Below are 22,609 nucleotides of genomic sequence, written 5' to 3' on the forward strand. Positions count from 1 at the left end.
AGCGCGGGGAGCGAGATTTGAACTCGCGAGGTCATACGACCACAGGATTAGCAATCCTGCGCCTTACCAGGCTGGGCCATCCCCGCTTGTAATGAAAATGATATAAAAATTATAAACTTTTTCTTGGCAACAAAGCCATTTTAACACCACACTTTGTTATCTCCTTTCTGTCAATATTTTTTGAAAGATACCATATAAATCCTCTTTTTTCCTCCTCCTTATTTTTAAAAGGGACCAACTCTTTTAACTCTTTTCCTTCTCTTAGAGCTTCTATTAGGTGGGTTGGACATTGGAAAGAAGGGCTTTTTCCAAGAGTTGTATACCCTGTTTTATCAAAGATTGCGGTATATTGCTCAATAAAGTAAAATCCCTTTTCCTCTTTTATACCAGACTCTATACCTACTCCATAATCGCCATTTATGCAAGCTTTTTTTGCCCTATTTATTGCTCCCTCAATTATTTCTTCATTCCATGGCTGTTTTTTTGTATCAATTCCAACAAATTCATAAATTATTTCAATTCCTTTAAAAAATTCATTAAAAACTTCTTTCACCGCTTCTATCTTAACTTCATTTTTCGATCCAATAAAAACCTTTAATGGCTTAATTCTCTTTCCATTCCTTATTTCATTTGCTTTTATCCTGCTTGTGGTTATTGGTATCCCATCATTGGCGAATACATATGGCACAACTATTATTTTAATCTCTTTCCTTCCTTTTTTTCTCCTAAACTCATTTATTTCTTTAGCCCTTCCCTCAGTTTCTGGAGATACAATTATTGCATCGAAATCTTCATCAAGAGTAATGCCATAGATATTTTCAAGAGGTAAAATTTTAAATTTCTTATTCCATCTTTTATCTTTTATAATTTCCTCAATATTCTTTTTCCTTTCTTCATAGCTCCTAGCTTTTTTCCCCATTTCTTCAACAAATTTATCTGTTGATATCCCTATATAAATTTCATCACCTATTTCAAAAGCTTTTGAAAGAATTGAAATATGCCCTTCATGTATTATATCAAATGTCCCTCCTATACAAACTTTCATTGCCCATAAATTAATGCAAGTATAAGAAACTTTATTATAAGAAAAAATATTTTACTATTGATGATAAAGGAAATTGTTAGGAGAGATTTTAAATTAATTGATGAAAATGAAGAAATAAGGAAAATATTTGGTTATATCTACGGGGAGGCGGAATTTCCTATAATTGTAAGTAATAAGAAAGCAATTGGAATAATAGATGAAAGGAATTTGATAAAAAGTAGAGTACTTGGAAATGAAAAAATAAAGAGGTTTGTTGTGGGTGTGCCAAAGATTGATGGAACATTTTCAATACAAAAAGCAAAAAGTGTAATGATTGCTAGTGGTGCTGATAGGCTGATAGTTACATCTGAAAAAGAAATAATTGGTTATGTAAGATTGGTTGATATTCTTAAGAAAACCGGATTGCAAAAAACCGCTAAGGAATTAATGAAATCCATCCCCTCACTGGAGGAAAAAAATACAGTTGCAGAGGCAATAAACATTATGAAGACAAGTAACAGGAAATTTGTTCCTGTTTTATTTGATAAAAAATTTTCTGGAGTAATAGGTGTTAGAGAGATTTTACCGCTTATTTCAACAAAAGAGAAAGCAAGGGATTATCATCCAGAAAAGACATCTTTGCTCGAAACATCATTGGTTGGATTGGTGAGGGAAATTCCGATATGCAATGAAAATGAAAAGGGAGATGAAATAATAAAAATTATAGAGGAGAGAGATGTTGTTGCGGTCTGTAGAGGAAATGAATATCTTGGCTTGATAGAAGAGATTGATCTCCTATGAGTACATTATATCATCCTTACTATCTTCTTTTTCCTCTTTAAATTTCATCTTCTTCTTTTTTATAAACTTATACTGCCTTCTCCTTCCTATAAATCTTATATCAAATCTTATAAGTCTTACAAATATTTTATCTGGAAGTGGTTCAAGAACAACAATTCCCCTTGATTGAAGTTTATTCAATTCAAACAATATTTTTTCTTCTGGCATATTTAATTTTTTGCTTAACTCCGCAACAGTAATAGGGTAATTTTCCTGCAGTGTTTTAATTATTCTTTCCTCAATAGTCCCTATTTCTATATCCATCTTTATACCTGTAAGAAATATTGCATGCCCCTTCAATTGAAACCATACATGGGCCAACTGGATGCAAGGGATTACAAATTTTTCCGAAAAGCTTACATTCCTCAGGCCTCACTATGCCTCTCAGAACTTCCCCGCATTTACAATTTTTTTGTTGAGGTGCTTCTCTAACTTCAGAGATTAAATCTTCATAAATTTTCTCCGCATCATATTTCTCAAATTCTTTCCTTAAAGCCATTTTTGATTTTTTAATTACAGGAAAACCCCTCCATCCCCCATCTTTTTTACTAAAGACCTCATCTATCACTTTTAAAGCAATTATATTTCCCTCCCTCCTTACACATCTTTTATATTCATTCTCCACTTCATATCTCCCTTCTTCAACTTGTTTTGCAATCATATATACCCCAAGAAGCACATCAAGTGGTTCAAACCCCGCAATTACATGAGGAATCTTATATTTTTTAGCAATTTTTTCATATGGCTTTGTTCCTATTATTGTAGATACATGTCCCGGGCATATTATTCCATCTAATTTTATTTCCCCCATCCCAAGCAATGCATCCAGGGCGGGAGGGATAAACCGATGAAAATTTAAAATAGAGAAGTTTTTTGGTTCTCTTAGCAAAGAGATGGCTGTTGCGGGGGCGGTTGTTTCAAATCCCACTGCAATGAAAACAGTTTCTTTTTCTTTTGCTATTTCAATTGCATCTGTTATGCTATAAACAACTCTTACATCCGCCCCCTCACTTCTTGCTTTTTCAAGTGTTTTGCTCGCTGGCACTCTCAGCATGTCCCCAAATGTTGCAATTGTAATTCCTTCTTCCGCTAATTTTATTCCTTTTTCTATCTCTATGGGTGTTGTAACACATACTGGACAGCCTGGTCCTTGAACTATCTCAACACCGCTTTCCGCAAGCAGATTATCCAGCCCATATTTTAAAATTGTGTCTTGATGAGTTCCACATACATGCATTATTTTTAAATTTAATCCAATTTTCTTAATTTCTTTAATTATTGCATTTGCAAAATTTTTATTGCGAAGCGAAGCAATCATGTTTCGACCTCAATGCTTTTTATTCTGCATTCTTTTCCTTCCAAAATTTCTGCATCATTTCCACACAATGGGCAATTTATAATAGGAAAAATGATATGAAAATCGTTTTTTTCTCCATACCTTATTTCTCCCTTATAACCACATTTACATTTAATTTTTGCTTTTATCTTAATAATAACTAATTCCGCATTTTCAGCAATTGTTCCCTCCTTTAATAAATTGAAAGCAAATTTCATCTGCTCTTCTCCTAGGAAAGTTAGCTCACCTATTTCAACAGTAACCTTGCTAATTTTTTTAGCTCCCATCTTTTTTGCTTCCTCAATAACAATACTCATTATATTTTGCATTGTAGAAAATTCATGCATTTTTTGAAATCTCCTCAAAGATTTTTATTGTTTCCTTTGCCTCTTTTTCATCTATAACCTGTATTGCAAAACCCGCATGAACAATCACATAATCTCCTTTTTTTGCATTTACAAGAGATATATCCACTTCCCTCTTTACTCCTCCATAATCAACAACCGCTTTATTTCCATTCTTTTTAACTATCTTTGCAGGAATTGCAAGACACATCGCATTTAAATTGAAAGGAATATAAATTATTTTCCTAAGGTATCAATAAAATAAACAGCCAGCAGACAAGAGCATTTAAAATTGTAAGAGGAATCCCAACTTTTGCAAATTCAAAAAAGCTGATTGTCGCTCCTCTCTTTTCCGCATTCTGAATAATTATAACATTACTCGCCGCCCCAAGAATAGACAGATTGCCCGCCAGCGTGGAGGCGCCCGCGAGAGCCATCATTTCCTTTATCGAGCTTGATGGGAGCATTGGGAGATATAGAGCACCTAATGGCACATTTGAGATGAATTGACTGAATACTATGCTTATTATAAAAATTATTCCAATTCCTGCACTTCCTATCATTTTTTGGAAGAAACCGCTTTCCCAGGCGCTTTTTGTAACTATAAACATGGATGCAAAGAAAATTAGAGTGTGCCAATCAACTTTTTTTATTATATCTATTCTTCTCTTGCTAAATATCAATATTGGTAGAGACGCAATTAATGCAATATATACAAGCCTCGTCTCTATTCCCAAAAAAATGAGTAATATTTTCAATGCTATCAGTATAAAAATAATTGAAATTGAAATCTTGCAAATTTTAGAGAGTTCTTCGTCTTTATCAATTTTCTCCTATTGTTACTGCAAATGCAAGCGAGAGTAAAAGTAATTTTGGTTCAACACCATATTTTTTGGACAAAAGAAGCATTATGGGCGTGCCTATAATTGCTATAGTATCATTCATTAGAATTGCGGAAAGGAAGCCCATTAGGAATAGTATAAGGAGAAGTAGTTGATTAACAGATTTTGCTTTGCTGAAAAATTTATTTGAAATCTCTATCAAATAGCCACTTTTTTCTAATGCGGAGCCAATAACAAACATCCCGAAAAGAAAAAGCATTATCTGCCATATCTGAAGATTAAACTTCCCTATTTTTCTTACCGCTATAAGGATGAAAACAATTGCAAGTATTATTATCGAAAGCATAAATGTAATACAATTAAATATTTAAAAGCAGGAATTGAGTAAAATTTTAATTCAAAAAAAGATTGATATCATGCTTCAAGAGAAGTTAAAAAGGTTAGAGGAAATTTTAAAAGATATGGATCGCTTTATCGTTGCTTATTCTGGAGGTGTTGATTCAACTTTTCTTATTGCTGTCTCACGAAAAATTGTTGGGAAAGAAAATTTGCTTGCTGTTATTGCCAAAACAGAAGTAAATAGCGAGGAAGAAGTCGAGGAAGCAAAAAAATTATGCGGTGCTCTTGATATTAATCATAAAATAGCTGAATATTCCCTCCTTGAAAAAAGTGATTTTTCATCAAATCCTTTTAATAGATGCTATTTTTGCAAAAAAATCCTTATAGAAAAATTAATGAAAATTGCAGAGGAAGGAAATTTTAAATGGATTGCAGATGGAACAAATGCAGAAGATAGTAAAGATATAAGGTACGGGCTTATTGCTCTCGAGGAAAGTGGAATAAGAAGCCCTTTAAAAGAGGCGGGATTTAATAAAGAAGAGATAAGATATTTATCGAAAAAGATGAAACTCCCTACATGGAATAAACCATCCAATGCCTGTCTAGCTTCAAGAATTCCTTTTGGTGTGCCAATTACCTTTGAATCAATTAAAAGAATAGAAGAAGGGGAGAAAATCCTTAAAAAAATTGGATTTAAAGTTGTCAGATTAAGAGACCATTTTCCAATTGCGAGAATAGAAGTAGATGATTTTAAAAAAATTTTGAGCGATAATATAAGGAAAGAAATTATAAAGGAGCTGAAAGGGCTGGGATATAAATTTATTTCGGTTGATTTAGAAGGGTATAGATGCGGCTCCTTCTATAGATAAATCTATGGCGAGCATTATTTATATCCCTTAATATTTTTCTTTTTATGATTGTAAAAGAATACAGGGAAATAGATGAAAGTGAGGTTAAGGAAGAAGGAGCAAAAAATGTAAAAATTCAATGGCTTATAGATGAAAAAATTGCCCCGAATTTTGCGATGAGAAGATTTGTTGTTGGAAGAGATGGCTACACACCTTTCCATAAGCATGATTGGGAACATGAAGTTTTTGTTTTAAGTGGTCATGGGGCATTAGTGGATGAGAATGGAAAAGAGCATGATCTTAAAACAGGAAATTTCGCACTTGTTATGCCAAATGAAATGCACCAATTCAAAAATAAAGGAAAGGAAGACTTTATTTTCCTATGCATGATCCCACTAAGATGAATATTTTCTTTCTTTCCCATGAAGAAGTAAAAAATCCACTGGTTGAGGAACTAAAGAAAATATGCTGTAAAAAAAGGGAGGGTTTTAGTATAAGTGTTAGATACGGGAGGAGGGTTTTAATAAATGCAAAAGGAATAGATTTTGAAAATCCAAAGAACGAGGATTTTGTTGAAATTGTTGATTATAATCCAGCAAATGATGTAGCGATGGTGATAGGAATTAAAGAGTCATGTGAAGATGCGCCGATTCACTGCCTGATTTATAATAGAGAAGAGATAAATTCTATAGCAATATTTAGGGTAAAAAATAAGGAAAAATTTAAGGTTGCAATGGATGCCTTGAAAAAATTGAGGAATAAGGAAGAAGTGGAAATAAAGGATTTTGGAAAAATTATAACAGGGAGAACATTGAAGGAGGTAAAGGATGCTTGTGAAAGGGAAGCAAATGAGAAGTTTGTGGTTTGAAAAGAATTGTCTTAAAATAATTGACCAGAGAAGACTTCCATCGCAATTTGAAATTTTTGAAGCAAAGAACGAAAGAGATGTTGCATATGCAATAAAAGAAATGGTGGTGAGGGGGGCGCCTGCTATTGGATGTGCAACCGCTTATGGAATTGCAATGGCAGAAGATGCAGAGAAGGCGAGCGAGTTATTAAGATCCGCAAGGCCAACTGCTCATGATTTATTTTATGCAATTGAGTATATGGTGGAAGGAATTAGAAAGGGAGAGAATGCTATTAAATTAGCGGAAGAATATACTGAAAAAATTGTTGAGAAATGCAGAAAAATAGGTGAGCATGGTAAAAAATTGATAAAGAGAAAGGCAAAAATATTAACTCATTGTAATGCGGGTGCTCTTGCAACAGTTGATTATGGAACCGCTCTCTCTCCAATAAGAATGGCTAAGGATAAAGAAATTTTTGTTTGGGTTGATGAAACAAGACCAAGATTGCAAGGGTTACTCACTTCTTGGGAATTAGAAAATGAGGGGATAGAACATGCGGTAATAGTTGATAGCTCAGCGGGTTATTTAATGAAAAAAGGAGAGGTAGATGTTGTAATTGTTGGAGCGGATAGGATAGCAAGAAATTATGATGTTGTAAATAAAATAGGGACATATGAAAAAGCAATTGTTGCTTATGAAAATGATATTCCATTTTATGTTGCTGCTCCAGAAAGCACATTTGATAAAAAGGCAAAAAGAGGGGAAGAGATAAAAATTGAAGTAAGAAGCATAGAAGAAGTTACCTCAATTTATTCTTATAAGCCTAAAAATGTAATAAATCCCGCTTTTGATGTAACTCCATCAAAATATATAACTGGAATAATAACTGAAAATGGAATAATTTATCCTTAACCCATTTTTCTGTAAAAATTTGATACACTTTTGCACATTTTCTCCAGAATTTTATGTCTCATATATTCACTTTTTATCAATTTGAAAAATATGATTCCCGCATAATATGAATATTTTAGTTGCTTTCCCAAAACATTCCTACATTTCCTTTCATATTCTTCAAGCTCATAATTTCCATTCCTCACCCATTTCTCAATACATTCAGAAGCTATATATGAACAGATGATGGATGGCATATTTCCCGCTCCAACATTAGAAAAAACCTGGCAGCATGCGTCACCAATCAAAATTGCATTTTTGCCATATGAGCGAAGGGGTTTTCCCATTGGAATATACGCTCCTCTCCATTCCAGCCCGTTATTTTCTTTTTTGAATTTTTCAAAACCTTCTCTAAAATATTTTTTATTGAAAGAGCCAATTCCAATATTCCATTTGCCTTTTTTAGGAAAATACCAAGCATAACCGTGCTTTATGACACTATCTCTCAAAACTACATGGCATTTACTATCATCTTTTTCAATATTTTCTTTACAGGCTTCTACTGCAAATGCTTCTTTCGGATTTCTTACATTTATATACTTTCTTGTTATAGAAAAAAAACCATCCGCTCCAACTATCAATTTTGCTTTAACATTTTGAGGAAATAAAATCCCATTTTCTATTTTTTTAACCTTTTCACCCTTCCTTATTTCTCCTTGCTCTTCCGCTTTTTTAGCAAACTCTTCCTCAACTTTATTTTTATCTATCATGAGAATAGGCATTTCAAGAAAAATTTCTCCATATTTTGTATATATAATTGTTTCCGGTATTTCCTTTTCTACACCCTTTTTGCTTCCATACAGATCCAAAAAATCGTAACCCGCTATTTTTTGAGTTATGCCTTCTCCACATGCCTTCCTAAAAAATTCATTATGCTCTTCAAATATAACAAATGGCAATCCCTTTTCCGCTAAAAACTTACCCAAACTCAAACCCGCTATACCTCCTCCAATTATTGCAATATCAACTTTCTCCACTATTTAAAATATAAAATATGTTAATAAAGCTTATTTTTCAATTGCCACTCCAATGATATCTTCTATTCTTCTATATCCATTTTCCTCAAGCCATTTTTTTAAATCCCTACATATCTCCTTGAATATTCTTTCCCCCCTATAATAAATTCCTGCGCCTATCTGAACCGCGCTTGCTCCCGCCATCATGTATTCAATTACATCTCTTGCATTGGTAATTCCTCCAACTCCGATGACCGGCAAATCAAAATTTTTTGAAATTTCATATACGCATCTCAGCCCTATCGGCTTTATACCTTTTCCAGAATAGCCACCAAATACATTGCCAAGAATTGGCTTGCCCGCTTCTATGCTGATTGCCATTGCTTTAATGCTATTTATTGCAACAATTGCATCCGCCCCTCCTTCAACCGCCCACTCCGCCCTCTTTAAAGCATTCTCTGAGCCTATTTTTACAAAAACCGGTTTACCCGCTTCCTTTACCATTTCAACCGCATTTTTTATTTCTTTTTCAGGAAATTCAGCGCCAAATTTCTCTGCGTGGGGGCAACTCATATTCATTTCTACTGCTTTAACATATTTTGAAAACTTTTTTGCAACATAAAGGAATTCCTCCGCATTTTTTCCAAATATACTTCCAATCAAATTATCGACCTTTGCCCCTCTAATCTCTTTAATATAAGTATCTATTCCAGGATTTGCAAGACCTATCGCATTTAATATACCGCATTCAATTTCCACAAAGACAGGATTTTTATATCCTTTTCTTTCATCTTTTCCAATCGACTTTGTGACAACCGCACCAGCATCTCTGAATTTTTCAATACTGCTTTTAGTTAAATCAAGCACGCCAGAAGCAACCATAAGGGGATTTTTCATTTTTATGTTTAATAAGTCTATTTTAAGCATGATTAAAATGCATTTTTAGGAAATAAAACTTACTTATAGAAAATTGCAATGAAGCCGGATAAAATCATGAGTAAAATTACTATTATTGCAATAATCCTTGCAATTGTTTCTTTTCTCATTTTTCTACTAAGATGAATATATCTCCTGCTTTTAATAGATTTTCTTTTGTTTCCTCTTTTATCTCCAGAAATTCTTTGCTTATTTTTATTTCCTCTTCTCCAAAAATGAATGAATAAAATCCATTTTCTTCTATTTCCTTTGCAATTTTCTCAGCATTCTTCTTTATTTCCTCTAAAACAATCTGGCTTTTTTCCTTAAAACAAGGTCCTATTTTGCTATAAACTGGAAAAGCTTTTTTTTCAGTATCTGGTTTATCCTTAAAAACTATTTCTTTTATTTTGAGGGTTCCAGCAATTATATCCTCTTCTCTCACAGAGCCATATATCACAACTTTTGATAAAGGAGCGTTCAACGGCATACTATTTTTGCTTTTCCATTCTCTTATTTCAGAAATTATTTTCTTAACTTTTTCTCCTTCTCTTTCCGCTTCTTCATCTACAAAAACTGGCTCAGGCCATTTTGAAATATGAATGCTTTCTTCTCCTTCAAATTTTTTATAAAATCTCTCATATATTTCTTCTGTTATAAAAGGCAGGAAAGGGGAAAATGCTTTTAGTAGTCCAAGCCCTATGGTGTATAGAGTATATAAAGATGCTTCATCATTTTGTTCATAAATTCTATGCTTTACAATTTCTATATAATGATCCGCAAACTCATGCCACAGGAAATATTCAATTTCTTTCATTGCATTCGAAAATTCGAATTTATCCATATACTGAGTAGCTCTCTCAATTACCTTGCTGTACAAACTAATAATCCATCTATCAATAATTCTCAATTCACATTCTCTTGGCTTATTTTTTATCAAATTTCCGATGAAATTTTCTACATTCCACAATTTATTCATCAATCTTATTCCTCTAACTAAATCTTTATAGCGGAAAGGATTATCCTCACCCAATTTGCAAGTTGAAGCATAATAGCGCAAAGCATCGCTCCCATTTTTTTCTATTATTTCAAGAGGGTCGACAACATTGCCTGTAGAAGTATGCATTGGCCTACCATCAGGAGCGAGTATGAAACCATCTATCATTATCTCTTCAAATGCCTTTTTACCTGTCAAAAGGTAGCATCTGAGTATTGTATAAAAAGCCCATGTCCTTATTATATCATGTGCTTGGGGGCGAAGTGACATTGGATACAATTCTTTAAAAAGTTTTTCATTTCTTTCCCAGAAAGTGTTGAATAAAGGAGTTATTGAAGAATCCATCCAGGTATCAAAAACATCTTCACAACCTTTTAAAATTCCACCACATTTTGGACAATTTTCCACTGGTGGTTTATCTATTGTAGGATCAACATAGCAATCTTTCTCATCCGCAAGAACTACTTCTTTACAATTAGTGCATTCCCAGAGTGGCAGGGGGGTAGCAAAATATCTTTGTCTCGAGATCACCCAATCCCACTTGAGAGAGTTTACCCATTCTTCAAATCTCTTAAACATATATTCTGGATACCACTCCATCTCCTTAGCAACTTCCATTATCTTTTCCTTTATAGGCAGAATCCTCAAAAACCATTGCTCCGCATCTATGAACTCTGTTGGCGTTTTGCACCGCCAGCAGACGCCAACGCTTTGCTCCATTTCCCGCTGAGCTACGATGTAGTTGTCTTTCTTTAAATCCTCTATTATTTTTCTTCTTGCATCCTCTATTTTCATTCCTTTATATTTTCCCGCAAGTTCATTCATTGTTCCATCTTCATTTATACATATCTCTACTGGCAAAGAATATTTCATCGCCCATTCCAAATCATCTTTATCTCCTATTGTGCAAATCATAACTATGCCTGTTCCAAAATTTGGATCAACCACTGGGTCTTCAACAACCTTCACTTTTTTTCCATATATTGGCACCACTACTTCCTTTCCCAACAAATATGATTTTCTTTCATCAGCGGGATTTAAAGCAACAATCTGGCAAGTTGAAAGCATTTCTGGGCGTGTTGTCGCTATCTCTATATAGCTACCTCTTTCATCCTTTTTTATTCCTTTCCCTTCGCATTCTTCCGCCAGGTAGAATTTTATTGTATTCAATAATGTTTTTCTTTCAACATGCTCTATTTCCGCATCTGCCATCGCGGTCATGCATCTAGGACACCAATTCACAGGAAATTTTCCTCTGTAAATATATCCTTTTTTATAAAGCCTTATAAATGAGATTTGAGTTAGCCTCCTAAAATATTCAGCATCTGTTCTGTAATAAATGCTCTCATCCATTGAATGACCTAGAATCATAAATTGGCGGGTCATTTCATTTATGTTTTCATCAGCAAATTTTTTGCAAAGCTCAATAAATTTATGCCTCTCTATATTCTTCCTAGTTATTCCATACTTCCTCTCAACTCTTTCTTCTATTGGTATTCCATTTACATCAAAACACAAAGGGAAAAATACATTATATCCCCTCATCCTTTTATATCTTGCAACGAAATCTATATGGGTGTAATGGACCGCATGTCCTATATGCAGTGCACCAGATGCATATCTTGGTGGGTTATCTATTGAATATACTGGTTTTTTTCCTGGCTGGAATTTGTATATCTTCATTTCCTGCCATTTCCTCTGCCATTTAGCTTCTATTTCAAATGGATTGTATGCACTCATTTTCCATGAAGTATTTTTGTGCTTATAAATTTGTTGTGTTTTTTAACATTTGCATAATTATTTTAATATGAAAATATTTTCTTGATTGGATGATTGATAAAGAAAAGTTTGATGAATGGTATAATGAAATAGTTGAAAAAGCGGAGCTATGCGATAAAAGATATCCTGTAAAAGGAATGAATATATGGAAGCCCTATGGATGGAAAATAATGCAAAATATAGATAAAATTATAAGGGAGGAGATGGAAAAGACAGGACATCAAGAAGTTTATTTCCCTCTTTTAATTCCAGAGAGTCTTTTCAAAAAAGAAGAAGAGCACATAAAGGGCTTTTCATCTGAAGTATATTGGGTTACTCATGCGGGTGATAATGAGCTTGAAGAAAAATTGCTTCTCCGCCCAACTTCAGAGACTGCCTTATATTCCATCTTTTCATTATGGATTCGCTCACATGCGGATTTACCCCTTAAAACTTTTCAGATTGTAAATACATTTAGATATGAAACAAAGATGACAAAAGCATTTATAAGGGTTAGGGAAATCCATTTTTTTGAAGCCCACACATGCCACGAAAATTTTGAGGACGCAGAGAAACAGATAAAAGAAGACTTGCAAATTGCCAAATCATTTTTCTCCGCCCTCTGCATGCCTTTCATTGCCAGCAGGCGCCCGGACTGGGATAAGTTTGCGGGCGCATATTATTCAATTGGCTTAGATATTCTCATGCCATCTATGAAAAGTCTGCAAGTAGGTTCGATTCATCAATATAAGGAGAATTTTTCTCGCCCCTTTGAGATAAAGTATGAAGGATTGGATGGGAAGCATTATTACTGCCACCAGACAACTTATGGGATGTCTGAAAGAGTTTTAGGGGCAATTGTGGGTATGCATGGAGATGAAAGAGGTATAAAGTTGCCATCTTCAATAGCTCCTATACAGGTTGTAATCATACCAATATTCTTTAAAGGATGGAAAGAAAAAATAATTGAAGAATGCAATTTCTTGAATGAAAAACTTAAGGAAAATGGAATAAGAAGTTTTATAGATGCAAGAGAAGATAAGACACCCGGAAGCAAGTTTTTTGACTGGGAGCTAAAAGGTGTGCCTCTTAGGGTTGAGATAGGGCCGAGAGATATTGAAAATAATTCTTTAACTATTGTTTCGAGAGATGGAATTAAAAAAATAATTGGAAAAGATAATATAGTAGATAGAATAAAGCAGGAGTTAAAAGAATATGATGAGAGACTTTATAAAAATGCAGAAAAAATTTTAAAAGAAAATATACATAGAATAACCAGAGAAGAGGAGATCAAGGAAGGTATTTTGGAAATCCCCTGGTGTGGAAAAGAGGAATGTGGAAAAAAAGCGGAAGAAAAGTTTGCAATGAAAAGTCTCGGTGTGCCAGTTGATGAGGAAGAATGCAATGAATACTGTTTTATCTGTGGAGAAAAAGGAGTTAGTTGGCTCCGTATTTCAAAAAATTATTGATAACCTTTTTTATTTTTTTTATTGTGCCAGATGTGTAGATAGTTTTGCAATCAATAGAATTTAAAAAATTTATAACCTCTTCCTTCTCAATATGGGAGCATTTAACCGCTCCATATTTTCCATCATAAAATACCAGTTTCAATTTATTTTTGTATTTTTTGAGCAACCCTATTTTTTCAGAGTTAGCGGTAAATAGGATATATCTATGCCTTCCAGTTTTATCTTTTACAACCATCAGATTTCTCCGAATTCTTCCTGCAAATCAATGAACAACTCTCTTAACAAATCCTCGAAGATTGTATTTCTGTATTCTTTTGTTCCCCCCTGCATGGTCGCTTTTGCTATGAACTCTCTCCCTTCCTTCAGTATTTCAATTCTGCATAAACTTTCTTCTACCGTTACCATCTTCCCACTGTATATATAACTTTTATATATTTTTTTTCATTTTAGGTGCTGTAAAAATTTTCATTTATCGAATCAAATTAAGCGAAGATATTTATATTAAGTGGATATAAAATTTTATGAAAATTCAGATTGATGGATGGAAGAGCGGTTTAACATTTTCATCCGCGCATTTCTTGCCAGATTATTCAAATTGCTCCCGCCTCCATGGGCACACCTATGGGATAAGTGTGGTGATAGAAGGAGAAATGACAGAAGGAATAATAGTTGATTTTAGAATCGTGAAAGAAAAAATAAGAGAAATCATAAGCAAGATAGACCATAAAGTTATAATTTCCACAGAAGGAAAATTGGAAATAAAAAAAGGAGAGGAAATTGAAATAAAATATAAGAACAAGAGATATGTTTTCCCACCCGAGGATTGTGCCTTATTACCTATCTTTTCCTCATCGGCGGAGAATTTGGCAACATATATACTGAAGGAATTTTTGAAATCAATAGAGCTAAAAAATATAAGTAAGATAGAGATCGGGGTTGATGAAGGATACGGGCAGGGGGCGTGGGCGAAATGGGAAAAGTAGTTTGCTTGCTTTCGGGAGGAGTTGATAGTGCGGTTGCATCAGCAATTGCAAAGAGCAGGGGATATGAGCTTTATACCCTAACTTTTGACTATGGGCAGAGGCATAAGAAAGAAATAAGATGTGCAGGAGAAATTGCAAAATGGCTTAATTCAAAGCATAAATTGATAAAGGCGGATTTAAGGCAAATTGGAGGAAGTGCCCTAACAGATAATATTGAAGTGCCGGAAGAGGCGGAAGGCATCCCACCAACTTATGTTCCAGCAAGAAATACAATATTCCTTTCCTATGCCCTTGCTTATGCAGAGTTAATTGATGCAAACTCTATTTTTATAGGAGCGAATGTTGTTGATTACTCTGGCTATCCAGATTGCAGGGAAGAGTATTTGAAGGCATTTCAAAATATGGCAAATCTTGCAACAAAAAGAGGAGTAGAGGGTAAAGGGATAAAAATAGAAGCTCCTATCTTATATTTAACAAAAGGAGAAATCATTAAAAAAGGATTGGAGCTTGGTGTGCCTTTTGAAAAAACATGGAGTTGTTATAGAGGGGGTAAAAAAGCATGTGGAAGATGTTCATCATGCAAGATAAGATTGAAAGGATTTAATGAAGCGGGAATTGAAGACCCTATTGAGTATGAAAGTAAATGAAATTTTCTATTCTATACAGGGAGAAGGAAAAGACGCTGGATTGCCAACAATATTTATTCGTCTAACCGGTTGTAATTTGAGGTGCAGGTGGTGCGATGCAAAATATGCATATTTTGAAGGAAAAGAAATGAGTGAAGAAGAGATAATAGAAAAAATTAAGGATTTTGGGAGCAAGAGGGTTTGCATAACAGGAGGAGAACCCCTTTTGCAGGAAGGAGTTTATGAGCTAATTGATAGATTAATTGAATCAGGATATGAAGTAAGTGTTGAGACCAATGGATCAATAAGCATAAGGAAGCTATCTGAAAAAAATGTTATAATAAAAATGGATTATAAGTTACCATCAAGTGGATTTAATAAATTTATGCTGGAAGATAACTTTAATTTTCTGAGAAGTAAAGATGAATTGAAATTTATAATAATGGACAGGGAAGATTATGAATTTGCAAAGAATATTATCAGAAATAAAAATATAGGATGTGAAATAATAATGCAACCTGTATGGAATAAATGCAAAAAACTGGCGGACTGGATTTTGGAAGATAAAATAAGAGTGCGCTTATCCCTTCAAATTCACAAGATAATATGGGGGAATAAGAGAGGTAAATAGTTTTATTTAATTCGTGCATATTTTATTGTGGATAAAGAGAAATTGATAAATAAACTCATAAAGGAAGGATATTTGAAAAGCAAGGAAGTTATTGAAGCAATGAGGGAAATACCTAGGGAAATTTTTGTTTTAGAGAAGGATAGGGAGGATGCATATGTAGATACACCCCTATACATTGGATATGGCCAGACAATATCCGCTCCTCATATGGTAGCAATGATATTAGAAAATCTAGAAATAAAGGAGGATAGCAAAATACTTGAAATAGGAACTGGCACTGGTTACAATGCAGCGGTTGCCTCAAGAATAGCAAGAAAAGGAATTGTATATACTGTTGAAAGAATAAAAGAGCTGGCTGAAACAGCAAAGGAAAACTTCAAAAAAATTGGCCTGGAAAATATAAAAGTATTCTGCCAGGATGGCTCACTTGGCCTGCCAGAGCATGCGCCTTACACACATATATATGCGACATGCTCCGCTCCTTCAATAAGGCGGGAGCTAATTGACCAGCTGGCCAGAGGAGGGAGGATGATAATCCCGGTTGGAAGAATTTACGGGGAACTATGGCTTGTTGAGAAAAATGATAAAATTGTTAAGAAAAGCTTGGGAGGATGTGCCTTTGTTTCAATGATTGGAAAAGGAGGGTATGATGAGGATTAGGGCATCGCCAGCAACAGCGGATTTTTTAGGATTGAAAAAATTGAGGATTGATGCTCCACAAAAAACTCTTTATTTTTTGATGGATGGAATCTGTGAGGGAAATTGCTCTTATTGCGGGCAAAAAAATGGCAAGCTGGGGAGAATGTACTGGGAGAGTTATGGTTTTAATTATTTAAAAGAAAAGATGGAGAAAAAAGCGAAAAAAGCGAAAAGAATATGCATTCAGACAATATATGGGGAAAAATACTGGAAAGATTTGCTTTGCATATTAAAAGAATTCAGTAAATATGAAGCGCCAACTTCAGTTTCAATCAATGCGATTGGGGAAGAGAAAATGCTTGTTTTGAAAGAAAATGGGGTTGAAAGGGTTGGTATAGGACTTGACTGCTTTACTGAAGAAATTTTTAATAAATTTAAAAAAAATGTGCCATCCTGGAAAGAATATTTATTTTCGTTAAGAAATGCAAAAAGAATATTTGGAAATGCAACCTGTCATCTTATTGTTGGATTGGGAGAAAATGATAAAGAAGTTATTGATTTGTTTAAAAAATTGTCAGAAATGAAAATAAAAATTGCTTTATTCCCTTATTCAAAAGGAAATGAAACTGTTGTGAGTTTGGAAAGATACAGGGCTATTCAACTTTCTATTTTTGCTATAGAAAAAAACAAAGGAAAAATTTATTTTAATGGAGAAAAAATATCATCAATTGAGCTATGCTCTTTTCCAAAAAATGCTTTCTCCACGCTTGGTTGCCCAGATTGCAATAGACCTTTTTACAATGATAGAGTTAAAAAAATATATAATTATCCTTATAAAATAAGTGAAAAGGAATTAGTTAAATGTATAGAAGAGGCGGAAAAATATGCCAGAATATATATTGCTGATAAATAGCGAGGATAGCTTGCTTGTTGAAAAAGGAAAAGTAAATCAAACAAAATACGGGAAAATAGATGCAAGGAATATAAAGGAAGGAGATATTGTGATAGCTTCTAAATCCAGATTCATTGCAATAAAACCGAATGTGATTGATTTGTTGAATAGGTGCAAGAGGGGCTCACAGGTTGTTTTGCCAAAAGATGCTTCCCAGATTTTATCAATAACTGGCTTATCTTATGGTTGGAGATGCTTGGATAGTGGCGCTGGCTCGGGTTTCCTTGCAATTTTTCTAGGAAACATAGTTGGGAAGAAGGGGAGAGTTTATACTTACGAAAAAAGGAAAGAATTTTACGAAATTGCTAAAAAAAATATTGAAATATGTGGGTTGGAGAAAATAGTTAAGATAAAAAATGAAGATGTTAAAAATTTCAGAGAAAGAAACCTGGATTTAATTACTCTTGATATGAAAAACTCGCATGAAATTGTAACAAAGGCAAAAAAAGCACTGAAGTCAGGGGGATGGCTTGTCGTGTATTCTCCTCACGTAGAAGGCCAGATTGCATGTTTAGATGAAATGAGAAAAAATGGATTCCATATATATGCAACAATAGAGAATATACAGAGAAAATGGAAAAGTATAGGTGGCTATACCCATCCGGAGCCAAGTGGTATTTTGCATACAGGTTTTATGACTTTCGGGAGGAAAACAATGGATTAGTTTATCCTAATTTATCATATCCTATAAAAAGAATTGATGAGCCAACAAAAATATGAGTGTCTTCTCTTAATTTCCATCCTATTTTTATATGCAGGCCAACAAAACCGAGCATAATTCCAAACTGGTTTCCGATCATTAAACCATAATCATCAATGCTCTTTCCTTTCCATACATAGTTTGCTCCAAACTTTGTAATTGTAATTCCTTTTGAATAATGGAATAAAATCGGTCTGAGCATTAATCTAAGAAAACTTCTTTCCTTGGAAAATGGAATAAATACTTTCCCTCCTCCACAACTTATTATATAATTTGAAAAACCAGAATCGTGCTTTATTCGGAGCGGGCTTAAGTCACCTTCCTCAATCCTTTTTGCATCTTCATAAGAAATTTTAATTTCCTTAACTTTTTCATTTACCGCATTAAAAATTTCAACATCAACACTATTTTCTGCAAGGCTAACTGGTAAGACAAACAAAGCAAGCGTTAAAATCGCCACAAACTTTTTCATGTTTTTATAACTTAATTGTTTATAAATCTTTTCAAAATTAATTTTGAAAAAATATTATAAATGCCTATTTATTGGGTAATATATGGAAAGATGGGAAGAATGGGCAATATTTTCATCTATGGTATCGGTTGCAATTTTTATTTTCCTGAATATAATAAATTATATACTCTTACTTTTTGGTTATCCAAATCTTGGAATATTTTTTCCAATAAAAACCATTATAATAATAGGGATAGGATGGTGGTTTATGATAACCGCCATAACGATATATTATGAAAGAAATAAGAAAAAAGGTGTAATATGGTATTTGCTATCAATTCTTTCAGTATCCGCTCTCATGGCATCGATCTATTGGGCATTTTTTGTTAAAAGAATTTACTCCATCAACAGCATAAACGAGCTAACCGGGGCGGGAATGGTGAGTGTATTTGTATATGGTTCAATATCCCTTTTAATAGGAATAAGCTCACTGATTTATTACACTTTTTCAGAGGCAAGGAGCTGGAAATATTTTTCTTACAGACTCAGGCTATTTAGATAATATTTCTTTTCTTGTCAGCATTTCAAATGGAAGATATTTTTTATAAAGGAGAGCAAAGATTGAGAAGGATAAAGCAAATGAGAGCATTGAAACAAAACTATAGTTAGGAAAAACAATAATGATGACCCATATTAAAACTCCTATCAAAAATGAAATTATAAAATATTTCAATTTCTCCTTCCTCCTTATCCCAAGGGCTATTATTATACCTGTGTCGCAATTATATATTATAACAGATATGACAAGAATTATGAAAAAAATTGAATCAATACCTATAACAAATTCAATAACAAAAAATGTGGCAAATATAGATGAAAAACCCAGCCCGAAGGCGGCGCCATAAATAGTTATTGCTTTATCATAGAATCTTTTAAGATTAATAACCACAAATTTCGAAAGCTGTTCAACAAGAGAAAATAAAAAAGAATAAATTAGCAGATTCAATCTAAATTCTTCAAAAATTGTAAATCTTTCAAGAAGATATAGGAATATACCAAAAATAAAACCGCTTATGAACAAAATGAAAATATTTTTTTCCTTGAATTTTCCTTCGTAATTTCTTACTATCAAATACAGGATAAAAATGGATGGGAATAATCCTAAAGGAAAAAGAAGAGTGGATATATTCATGGAAAATCCTTCTTTTCTTTTCTAATTGTCCATTCTTCAATTATCTTTATCAATTTTTCTTTTCGACTTTTATCCCATTCTGGATGAATCTCTATGTAACCATCATCAATTGCTTCTTCAAAAATTTTTCTTCCTTTGTCATTCCTTATAATAACACTTGTATATCCTTTTTCCGAGCCTATTCCTCCCAAAGATATATCGCCGTATATATTTGAAAAAGAAATCTTGCATTTTAGACAAGATTTTCTTGCCACTTCTTTTAATGATTTCAGAGATATTTCCTTTACATTTCCATTTTTGAATTCAACCATCATCTTTTCCTTGATATTTATTTTTTCAATGTCACTTAATCTCCCAACAATCTCTTCAAATTTTCTTATTGAAATTGCATCAAATGAAAAATTTTCTATGCAGAAAAGACCAACTATAAAATTTACCGCTCCAGATGGAAGAATATTTACCGCCTGCATCTTTCTTATACTTTTTGTCTGGCAAGGTGTGCCGGTCATTGCTATACTTTCTATCCCTCCATACCCAACTTCCTTTAGCTCCGGTAAAAGAGAAGTATAGGTGCTAAAATATTTAATTTCTTCAATACTCGGAACCGTTGAAATAACGGATCCAGCGCAAGAAACTACCTCACTATATGAAGACGCAAGAAATGGTATGCTCTTCCCTCCTCTCATTTTCTTAACCGCTAAAACCGCATCAACAATTCCTGCATCTAGCAAATAGTTGAGCAGAGAAGTTGCCACTCCTCCATCACAGCATTTTTTCAGTATATTTTCATCTGTGGAGCGAGATGAATAAACATCTATTATTTTTCCTACACCTTCACCATATTTCTTGGCAAGATCTTCATCAAGTTCTCCTGTAAACGGGCAAATCATATAGCATATTCCACATTTTAAGCAGTTTTCTTCATTTATATACCCGGGCAAACCATCTTTTAATCCAATAGCAACCAGCCTATTAGCCCTGCAAAAGGATGTGCAACCCCCGCATAGCGCACAAAGTCCCTTATCAATAACCTCTTCTTTTAGATCATTGAAAGAAATTTCCTTCATATTTTGTATTAAAAATAGTTATAAATTTATTTCTAATGCCTAAAGTCTTTCAATTTTATCTAAGAACCAGTTTATTATTGTAATGCAATGACTGCTGAGATATGATTTTTCTCCTATTGAAACATCTATTGCTCCATATTTATGCAGGATTTCTTTCTCTTCTTCGCTCAACCCTTTATTATCACCTAAGAAAAATAATGTTTTTTCTCCAAACTTTATATTTTCAATATTTTCTCCTTTTTCATCCATAAGATAATATTCCTTATCCCTATTTTCTTCAACAAATTTTTTAAAGTCTTTTTTGCTGGCAAATATTCCAGGTGTTGTTTCTTTTTCTTCATCAGATGCTTTCTCTATCGCTTTTATTATAAAAATTGCTATATTTCTTTCATCCGGACTTACTTTACGCATTTTTTCTCCTTCAAATCTTATATAGATGGGGGGATTTGGTTCTCCATGAAGTATTGTATGGAAAAAAACATTCCTCCTTATATCATTTGAAAGCCAGAAAGCGGAATTAATACATCTTGCAACTATATCAATTCTGCCAGCTGAAGGTAAATCCCTCAAATTTATGTTCGGCTTTGTTACTGCATTTGATTTCAGATAGAAATGCCTATAAATAGTCATCTTTATTTATTTTCATTGGCAAATCAGGCTTTTTGAAATCTTCCTTATCTTTATCATATGGAACGGTCAAATCAAATCCGATTTTTGTTGTTTCTCTTGTAATTGGATTTGCAGAGGGATCAAGTGAAGATCCCTTCTCATATTTTATTATCATATCCTTATTTCCTTGAAAACGTGTCGCCATCGCCCACTCTATCTGACTCCAATCATGAACATCAATATCATCATCTACGATAAAAACATGCTTCATCGATTTGTGCCCTCTGAAAGCTGCTTCAATCGCCTTCTTCCCGTCCTCCTCGCTCCTTTTCCTTATACTCACCACCCCGTGAAGCCAAGAGCATCCGCCAGGCGTAATATAGACATCGACAACATCACAAACCTTTGACACTTCTTTGAATATAGTCGGCTCCTTCGGCAGGCCCATCAAAACCTTGTGCTCCAGCCCGCCGGGCAGAAGGGCGTGGTATAGCGCATTTTCCTTTGCATATATTTTCTTTATTTTTGCAACTCTTTCCTTTCTAACTATGTCAAATGTTTCTGTTAAATCAAGGAAAGGTCCTTCGTCATGCATCTCACCCGTTAGCTCCGCAATCATAATTATCTCCGCCTCTGGAACAAGGTGGTGATCAACTTCTATCAGATTTGTTGGGTATAATGAATTTGCTATCTCTAGCTCATTTACATCTGGAGCCATTGAAATTGCGGAAGAAATAGAGACAGATGCTGGGTTTCCAATGCAAATTGCAAATTCTTTGAGTCCTCTCTCGATGTATAGGTTAAAATCCCTTGGTAAAATTCTCATCACGACTTTATTGCTATCAATAACCATCATTCTATGATATGATGCATTGATGCCATATTCTTTATCAGAAGCAATAACTACTCCAGATGAAATATATTTTCCCCCATCTTGGGGATAGTGCTTTAATATTGGCAAATCATCTAAACTTTTTATGCTTCTGTAACTCTCCGCTTTTTTAATTTCTAATTTTTTTGGATTTTCCATAGCAAAAATTATTTTTTTGAGCAGATCTTTTTCATCTATTCCAAGAGATTCAGCAAGCAATTTCCTTGTACTAAATACATTTCCAACAACTTTCATATCATATCCACTAACATTTTCAAATAAAATTGGCTTTCCATCAAATACCCTCATTAAGGAAGATATCTCATATTCAGTGCTAACTTCTTTCCTTATTTTTAAAATTTTATTCTCCTTTTCAAGTTTTTCTATAAATTCCCTGAACTTCATAATAGTATATATGTCT

Annotated in this window: 28 protein-coding genes, 1 tRNA gene and 1 pseudogene; 13 read left to right on the top strand and 17 right to left on the bottom strand. The window is 33.7% G+C overall.

Annotated features, from left to right (window positions below; genetic code table 11):
* Positions 1 to 2: 2 nt before the first annotated feature.
* A tRNA-Ser gene (locus H5T44_01800) sits at positions 3 to 86 on the bottom strand.
* A 23-nt stretch (positions 87 to 109) separates the two neighbouring features.
* Complete coding sequence (locus H5T44_01805) at positions 110 to 1,045, bottom strand: pantetheine-phosphate adenylyltransferase (protein MBC7080973.1); 936 nt, start codon at positions 1,043 to 1,045, stop codon at positions 110 to 112.
* A gap of 60 nt (positions 1,046 to 1,105) precedes the next feature.
* Here H5T44_01805 and H5T44_01810 point away from each other — a divergent pair, with 60 nt between their 5' ends.
* Positions 1,106 to 1,825 (top strand): hypothetical protein, encoded by a 720-nt coding sequence (locus H5T44_01810; GenBank protein MBC7080974.1) that lies wholly within the window; start codon positions 1,106 to 1,108, stop codon positions 1,823 to 1,825.
* Here the strand turns inward: H5T44_01810 and H5T44_01815 are convergent.
* From H5T44_01815 to H5T44_01835, 5 genes and pseudogenes are all read right to left on the bottom strand, one after another.
* The gene (locus tag H5T44_01815) at positions 1,820 to 2,128 is read right to left on the bottom strand and encodes a winged helix-turn-helix domain-containing protein (GenBank protein MBC7080975.1); all 309 of its coding nucleotides are present in this window, start codon (positions 2,126 to 2,128) and stop codon (positions 1,820 to 1,822) included. The genes H5T44_01810 and H5T44_01815 overlap by 6 nt on opposite strands.
* Positions 2,103 to 3,182: a hydrogenase formation protein HypD gene (hypD, locus tag H5T44_01820; GenBank protein MBC7080976.1), complete on the bottom strand. Its 1,080-nt coding sequence runs from the start codon at positions 3,180 to 3,182 to the stop codon at positions 2,103 to 2,105. The genes H5T44_01815 and hypD overlap by 26 nt, the downstream gene beginning before the upstream one ends.
* Positions 3,179 to 3,547 (bottom strand): hydrogenase maturation nickel metallochaperone HypA, encoded by a 369-nt coding sequence (hypA, locus tag H5T44_01825; protein ID MBC7080977.1) that lies wholly within the window; start codon positions 3,545 to 3,547, stop codon positions 3,179 to 3,181. The genes hypD and hypA overlap by 4 nt, the downstream gene beginning before the upstream one ends.
* Positions 3,540 to 3,755: a HypC/HybG/HupF family hydrogenase formation chaperone gene (locus H5T44_01830; protein MBC7080978.1), complete on the bottom strand. Its 216-nt coding sequence runs from the start codon at positions 3,753 to 3,755 to the stop codon at positions 3,540 to 3,542. The genes hypA and H5T44_01830 overlap by 8 nt, the downstream gene beginning before the upstream one ends.
* Before the next feature lie 34 nt (positions 3,756 to 3,789).
* Positions 3,790 to 4,732, bottom strand: a pseudogene (locus tag H5T44_01835) (anion transporter).
* Positions 4,733 to 4,802: 70 nt separating this feature from the next.
* Here H5T44_01835 and larE point away from each other — a divergent pair.
* The 4 genes from larE to mtnA are packed head-to-tail and all read left to right on the top strand — an operon-like array spanning position 4,803 to position 7,333.
* Entirely contained in the window at positions 4,803 to 5,594 is a 792-nt protein-coding gene (gene larE, locus H5T44_01840) for an ATP-dependent sacrificial sulfur transferase LarE (protein MBC7080979.1), read from the top strand.
* A gap of 44 nt (positions 5,595 to 5,638) precedes the next feature.
* Entirely contained in the window at positions 5,639 to 5,977 is a 339-nt protein-coding gene (locus H5T44_01845; GenBank protein ID MBC7080980.1) for a cupin domain-containing protein, read from the top strand.
* Positions 5,956 to 6,441 carry a hypothetical protein gene (locus H5T44_01850; protein ID MBC7080981.1) on the top strand — a complete coding sequence of 162 codons (486 nt, stop codon included), beginning with the start codon at positions 5,956 to 5,958 and terminating at the stop codon, positions 6,439 to 6,441. Before H5T44_01845 ends, H5T44_01850 begins: the two co-directional genes overlap by 22 nt.
* Complete coding sequence (gene mtnA / locus H5T44_01855) at positions 6,401 to 7,333, top strand: S-methyl-5-thioribose-1-phosphate isomerase (GenBank protein ID MBC7080982.1); 933 nt, start codon at positions 6,401 to 6,403, stop codon at positions 7,331 to 7,333. Before H5T44_01850 ends, mtnA begins: the two co-directional genes overlap by 41 nt.
* On the opposite strand, the gene H5T44_01860 is transcribed toward mtnA, so the two are convergent.
* From H5T44_01860 to H5T44_01870, 3 genes are all read right to left on the bottom strand, one after another.
* Positions 7,330 to 8,349 carry an NAD(P)/FAD-dependent oxidoreductase gene (locus H5T44_01860; GenBank protein MBC7080983.1) on the bottom strand — a complete coding sequence of 340 codons (1,020 nt, stop codon included), beginning with the start codon at positions 8,347 to 8,349 and terminating at the stop codon, positions 7,330 to 7,332. The two genes, mtnA and H5T44_01860, sit on opposite strands and share 4 nt — an antisense overlap.
* A gap of 30 nt (positions 8,350 to 8,379) precedes the next feature.
* Positions 8,380 to 9,255, bottom strand: a complete 876-nt coding sequence (locus H5T44_01865; protein MBC7080984.1) for a dihydroorotate dehydrogenase — start codon at positions 9,253 to 9,255, stop codon at positions 8,380 to 8,382.
* Positions 9,256 to 9,370: 115 nt separating this feature from the next.
* Entirely contained in the window at positions 9,371 to 11,980 is a 2,610-nt protein-coding gene (locus tag H5T44_01870; protein ID MBC7080985.1) for a valine--tRNA ligase, read from the bottom strand.
* An 89-nt stretch (positions 11,981 to 12,069) separates the two neighbouring features.
* Here H5T44_01870 and H5T44_01875 point away from each other — a divergent pair, with 89 nt between their 5' ends.
* A complete protein-coding gene (locus H5T44_01875; protein ID MBC7080986.1) occupies positions 12,070 to 13,467 on the top strand; it encodes a proline--tRNA ligase in 1,398 nt (465 codons plus the stop codon).
* Here the strand turns inward: H5T44_01875 and H5T44_01880 are convergent.
* Together H5T44_01880 and H5T44_01885 are read right to left on the bottom strand one after the other, a co-directional pair.
* Positions 13,436 to 13,702 (bottom strand): hypothetical protein, encoded by a 267-nt coding sequence (locus H5T44_01880; protein ID MBC7080987.1) that lies wholly within the window; start codon positions 13,700 to 13,702, stop codon positions 13,436 to 13,438. The two genes, H5T44_01875 and H5T44_01880, sit on opposite strands and share 32 nt — an antisense overlap.
* Positions 13,702 to 13,872 (bottom strand): hypothetical protein, encoded by a 171-nt coding sequence (locus H5T44_01885; GenBank protein ID MBC7080988.1) that lies wholly within the window; start codon positions 13,870 to 13,872, stop codon positions 13,702 to 13,704. The genes H5T44_01880 and H5T44_01885 overlap by 1 nt, the downstream gene beginning before the upstream one ends.
* Before the next feature lie 116 nt (positions 13,873 to 13,988).
* Here H5T44_01885 and H5T44_01890 point away from each other — a divergent pair, with 116 nt between their 5' ends.
* Genes H5T44_01890 through H5T44_01915 form a run of 6 tightly spaced genes read left to right on the top strand, consistent with a single transcriptional unit; the run spans position 13,989 to position 17,962 of the window.
* A complete protein-coding gene (locus tag H5T44_01890) occupies positions 13,989 to 14,450 on the top strand; it encodes a 6-pyruvoyl tetrahydropterin synthase family protein (protein MBC7080989.1) in 462 nt (153 codons plus the stop codon).
* Positions 14,438 to 15,097 (top strand): 7-cyano-7-deazaguanine synthase QueC, encoded by a 660-nt coding sequence (gene queC / locus H5T44_01895; protein ID MBC7080990.1) that lies wholly within the window; start codon positions 14,438 to 14,440, stop codon positions 15,095 to 15,097. Before H5T44_01890 ends, queC begins: the two co-directional genes overlap by 13 nt.
* On the top strand, positions 15,084 to 15,707 hold the full coding sequence (locus H5T44_01900) for a radical SAM protein (GenBank protein MBC7080991.1): 624 nt from the start codon (positions 15,084 to 15,086) through the stop codon (positions 15,705 to 15,707). The genes queC and H5T44_01900 overlap by 14 nt, the downstream gene beginning before the upstream one ends.
* Positions 15,708 to 15,734: 27 nt before the next feature.
* Positions 15,735 to 16,367 (top strand): protein-L-isoaspartate O-methyltransferase, encoded by a 633-nt coding sequence (gene pcm, locus H5T44_01905; protein MBC7080992.1) that lies wholly within the window; start codon positions 15,735 to 15,737, stop codon positions 16,365 to 16,367.
* On the top strand, positions 16,357 to 17,259 hold the full coding sequence (locus H5T44_01910) for a radical SAM protein (GenBank protein MBC7080993.1): 903 nt from the start codon (positions 16,357 to 16,359) through the stop codon (positions 17,257 to 17,259). Before pcm ends, H5T44_01910 begins: the two co-directional genes overlap by 11 nt.
* On the top strand, positions 17,231 to 17,962 hold the full coding sequence (locus tag H5T44_01915; protein MBC7080994.1) for a methyltransferase domain-containing protein: 732 nt from the start codon (positions 17,231 to 17,233) through the stop codon (positions 17,960 to 17,962). Before H5T44_01910 ends, H5T44_01915 begins: the two co-directional genes overlap by 29 nt.
* A gap of 1 nt (position 17,963) precedes the next feature.
* Here H5T44_01915 and H5T44_01920 read toward each other — a convergent pair whose 3' ends face one another.
* A complete protein-coding gene (locus H5T44_01920) occupies positions 17,964 to 18,470 on the bottom strand; it encodes a hypothetical protein (GenBank protein MBC7080995.1) in 507 nt (168 codons plus the stop codon).
* Positions 18,471 to 18,552: 82 nt separating this feature from the next.
* Between H5T44_01920 and H5T44_01925 the strand changes: the two genes are divergently transcribed.
* Entirely contained in the window at positions 18,553 to 19,011 is a 459-nt protein-coding gene (locus tag H5T44_01925) for a hypothetical protein (GenBank protein ID MBC7080996.1), read from the top strand.
* Here H5T44_01925 and H5T44_01930 read toward each other — a convergent pair.
* The 4 genes from H5T44_01930 to H5T44_01945 are packed head-to-tail and all read right to left on the bottom strand — an operon-like array spanning position 19,000 to position 22,593.
* On the bottom strand, positions 19,000 to 19,641 hold the full coding sequence (locus tag H5T44_01930; protein MBC7080997.1) for a hypothetical protein: 642 nt from the start codon (positions 19,639 to 19,641) through the stop codon (positions 19,000 to 19,002). The genes H5T44_01925 and H5T44_01930 overlap by 12 nt on opposite strands.
* A complete protein-coding gene (locus tag H5T44_01935; GenBank protein ID MBC7080998.1) occupies positions 19,638 to 20,708 on the bottom strand; it encodes a Coenzyme F420 hydrogenase/dehydrogenase, beta subunit C-terminal domain in 1,071 nt (356 codons plus the stop codon). Before H5T44_01935 ends, H5T44_01930 begins: the two co-directional genes overlap by 4 nt.
* A gap of 39 nt (positions 20,709 to 20,747) precedes the next feature.
* The gene (gene trmY / locus H5T44_01940) at positions 20,748 to 21,338 is read right to left on the bottom strand and encodes a tRNA (pseudouridine(54)-N(1))-methyltransferase TrmY (protein ID MBC7080999.1); all 591 of its coding nucleotides are present in this window, start codon (positions 21,336 to 21,338) and stop codon (positions 20,748 to 20,750) included.
* Positions 21,325 to 22,593, bottom strand: coding sequence for a UbiD family decarboxylase (locus H5T44_01945; protein MBC7081000.1), 1,269 nt, complete (start codon positions 22,591 to 22,593; stop codon positions 21,325 to 21,327). The genes trmY and H5T44_01945 overlap by 14 nt, the downstream gene beginning before the upstream one ends.
* Between the last annotated feature and the right edge of the window lie 16 nt (positions 22,594 to 22,609).

It is taken from the genome of Thermoplasmatales archaeon (genome assembly GCA_014361195.1).
Taxonomy (GTDB): domain Archaea; phylum Thermoplasmatota; class E2; order UBA202; family JdFR-43; genus JACIWB01.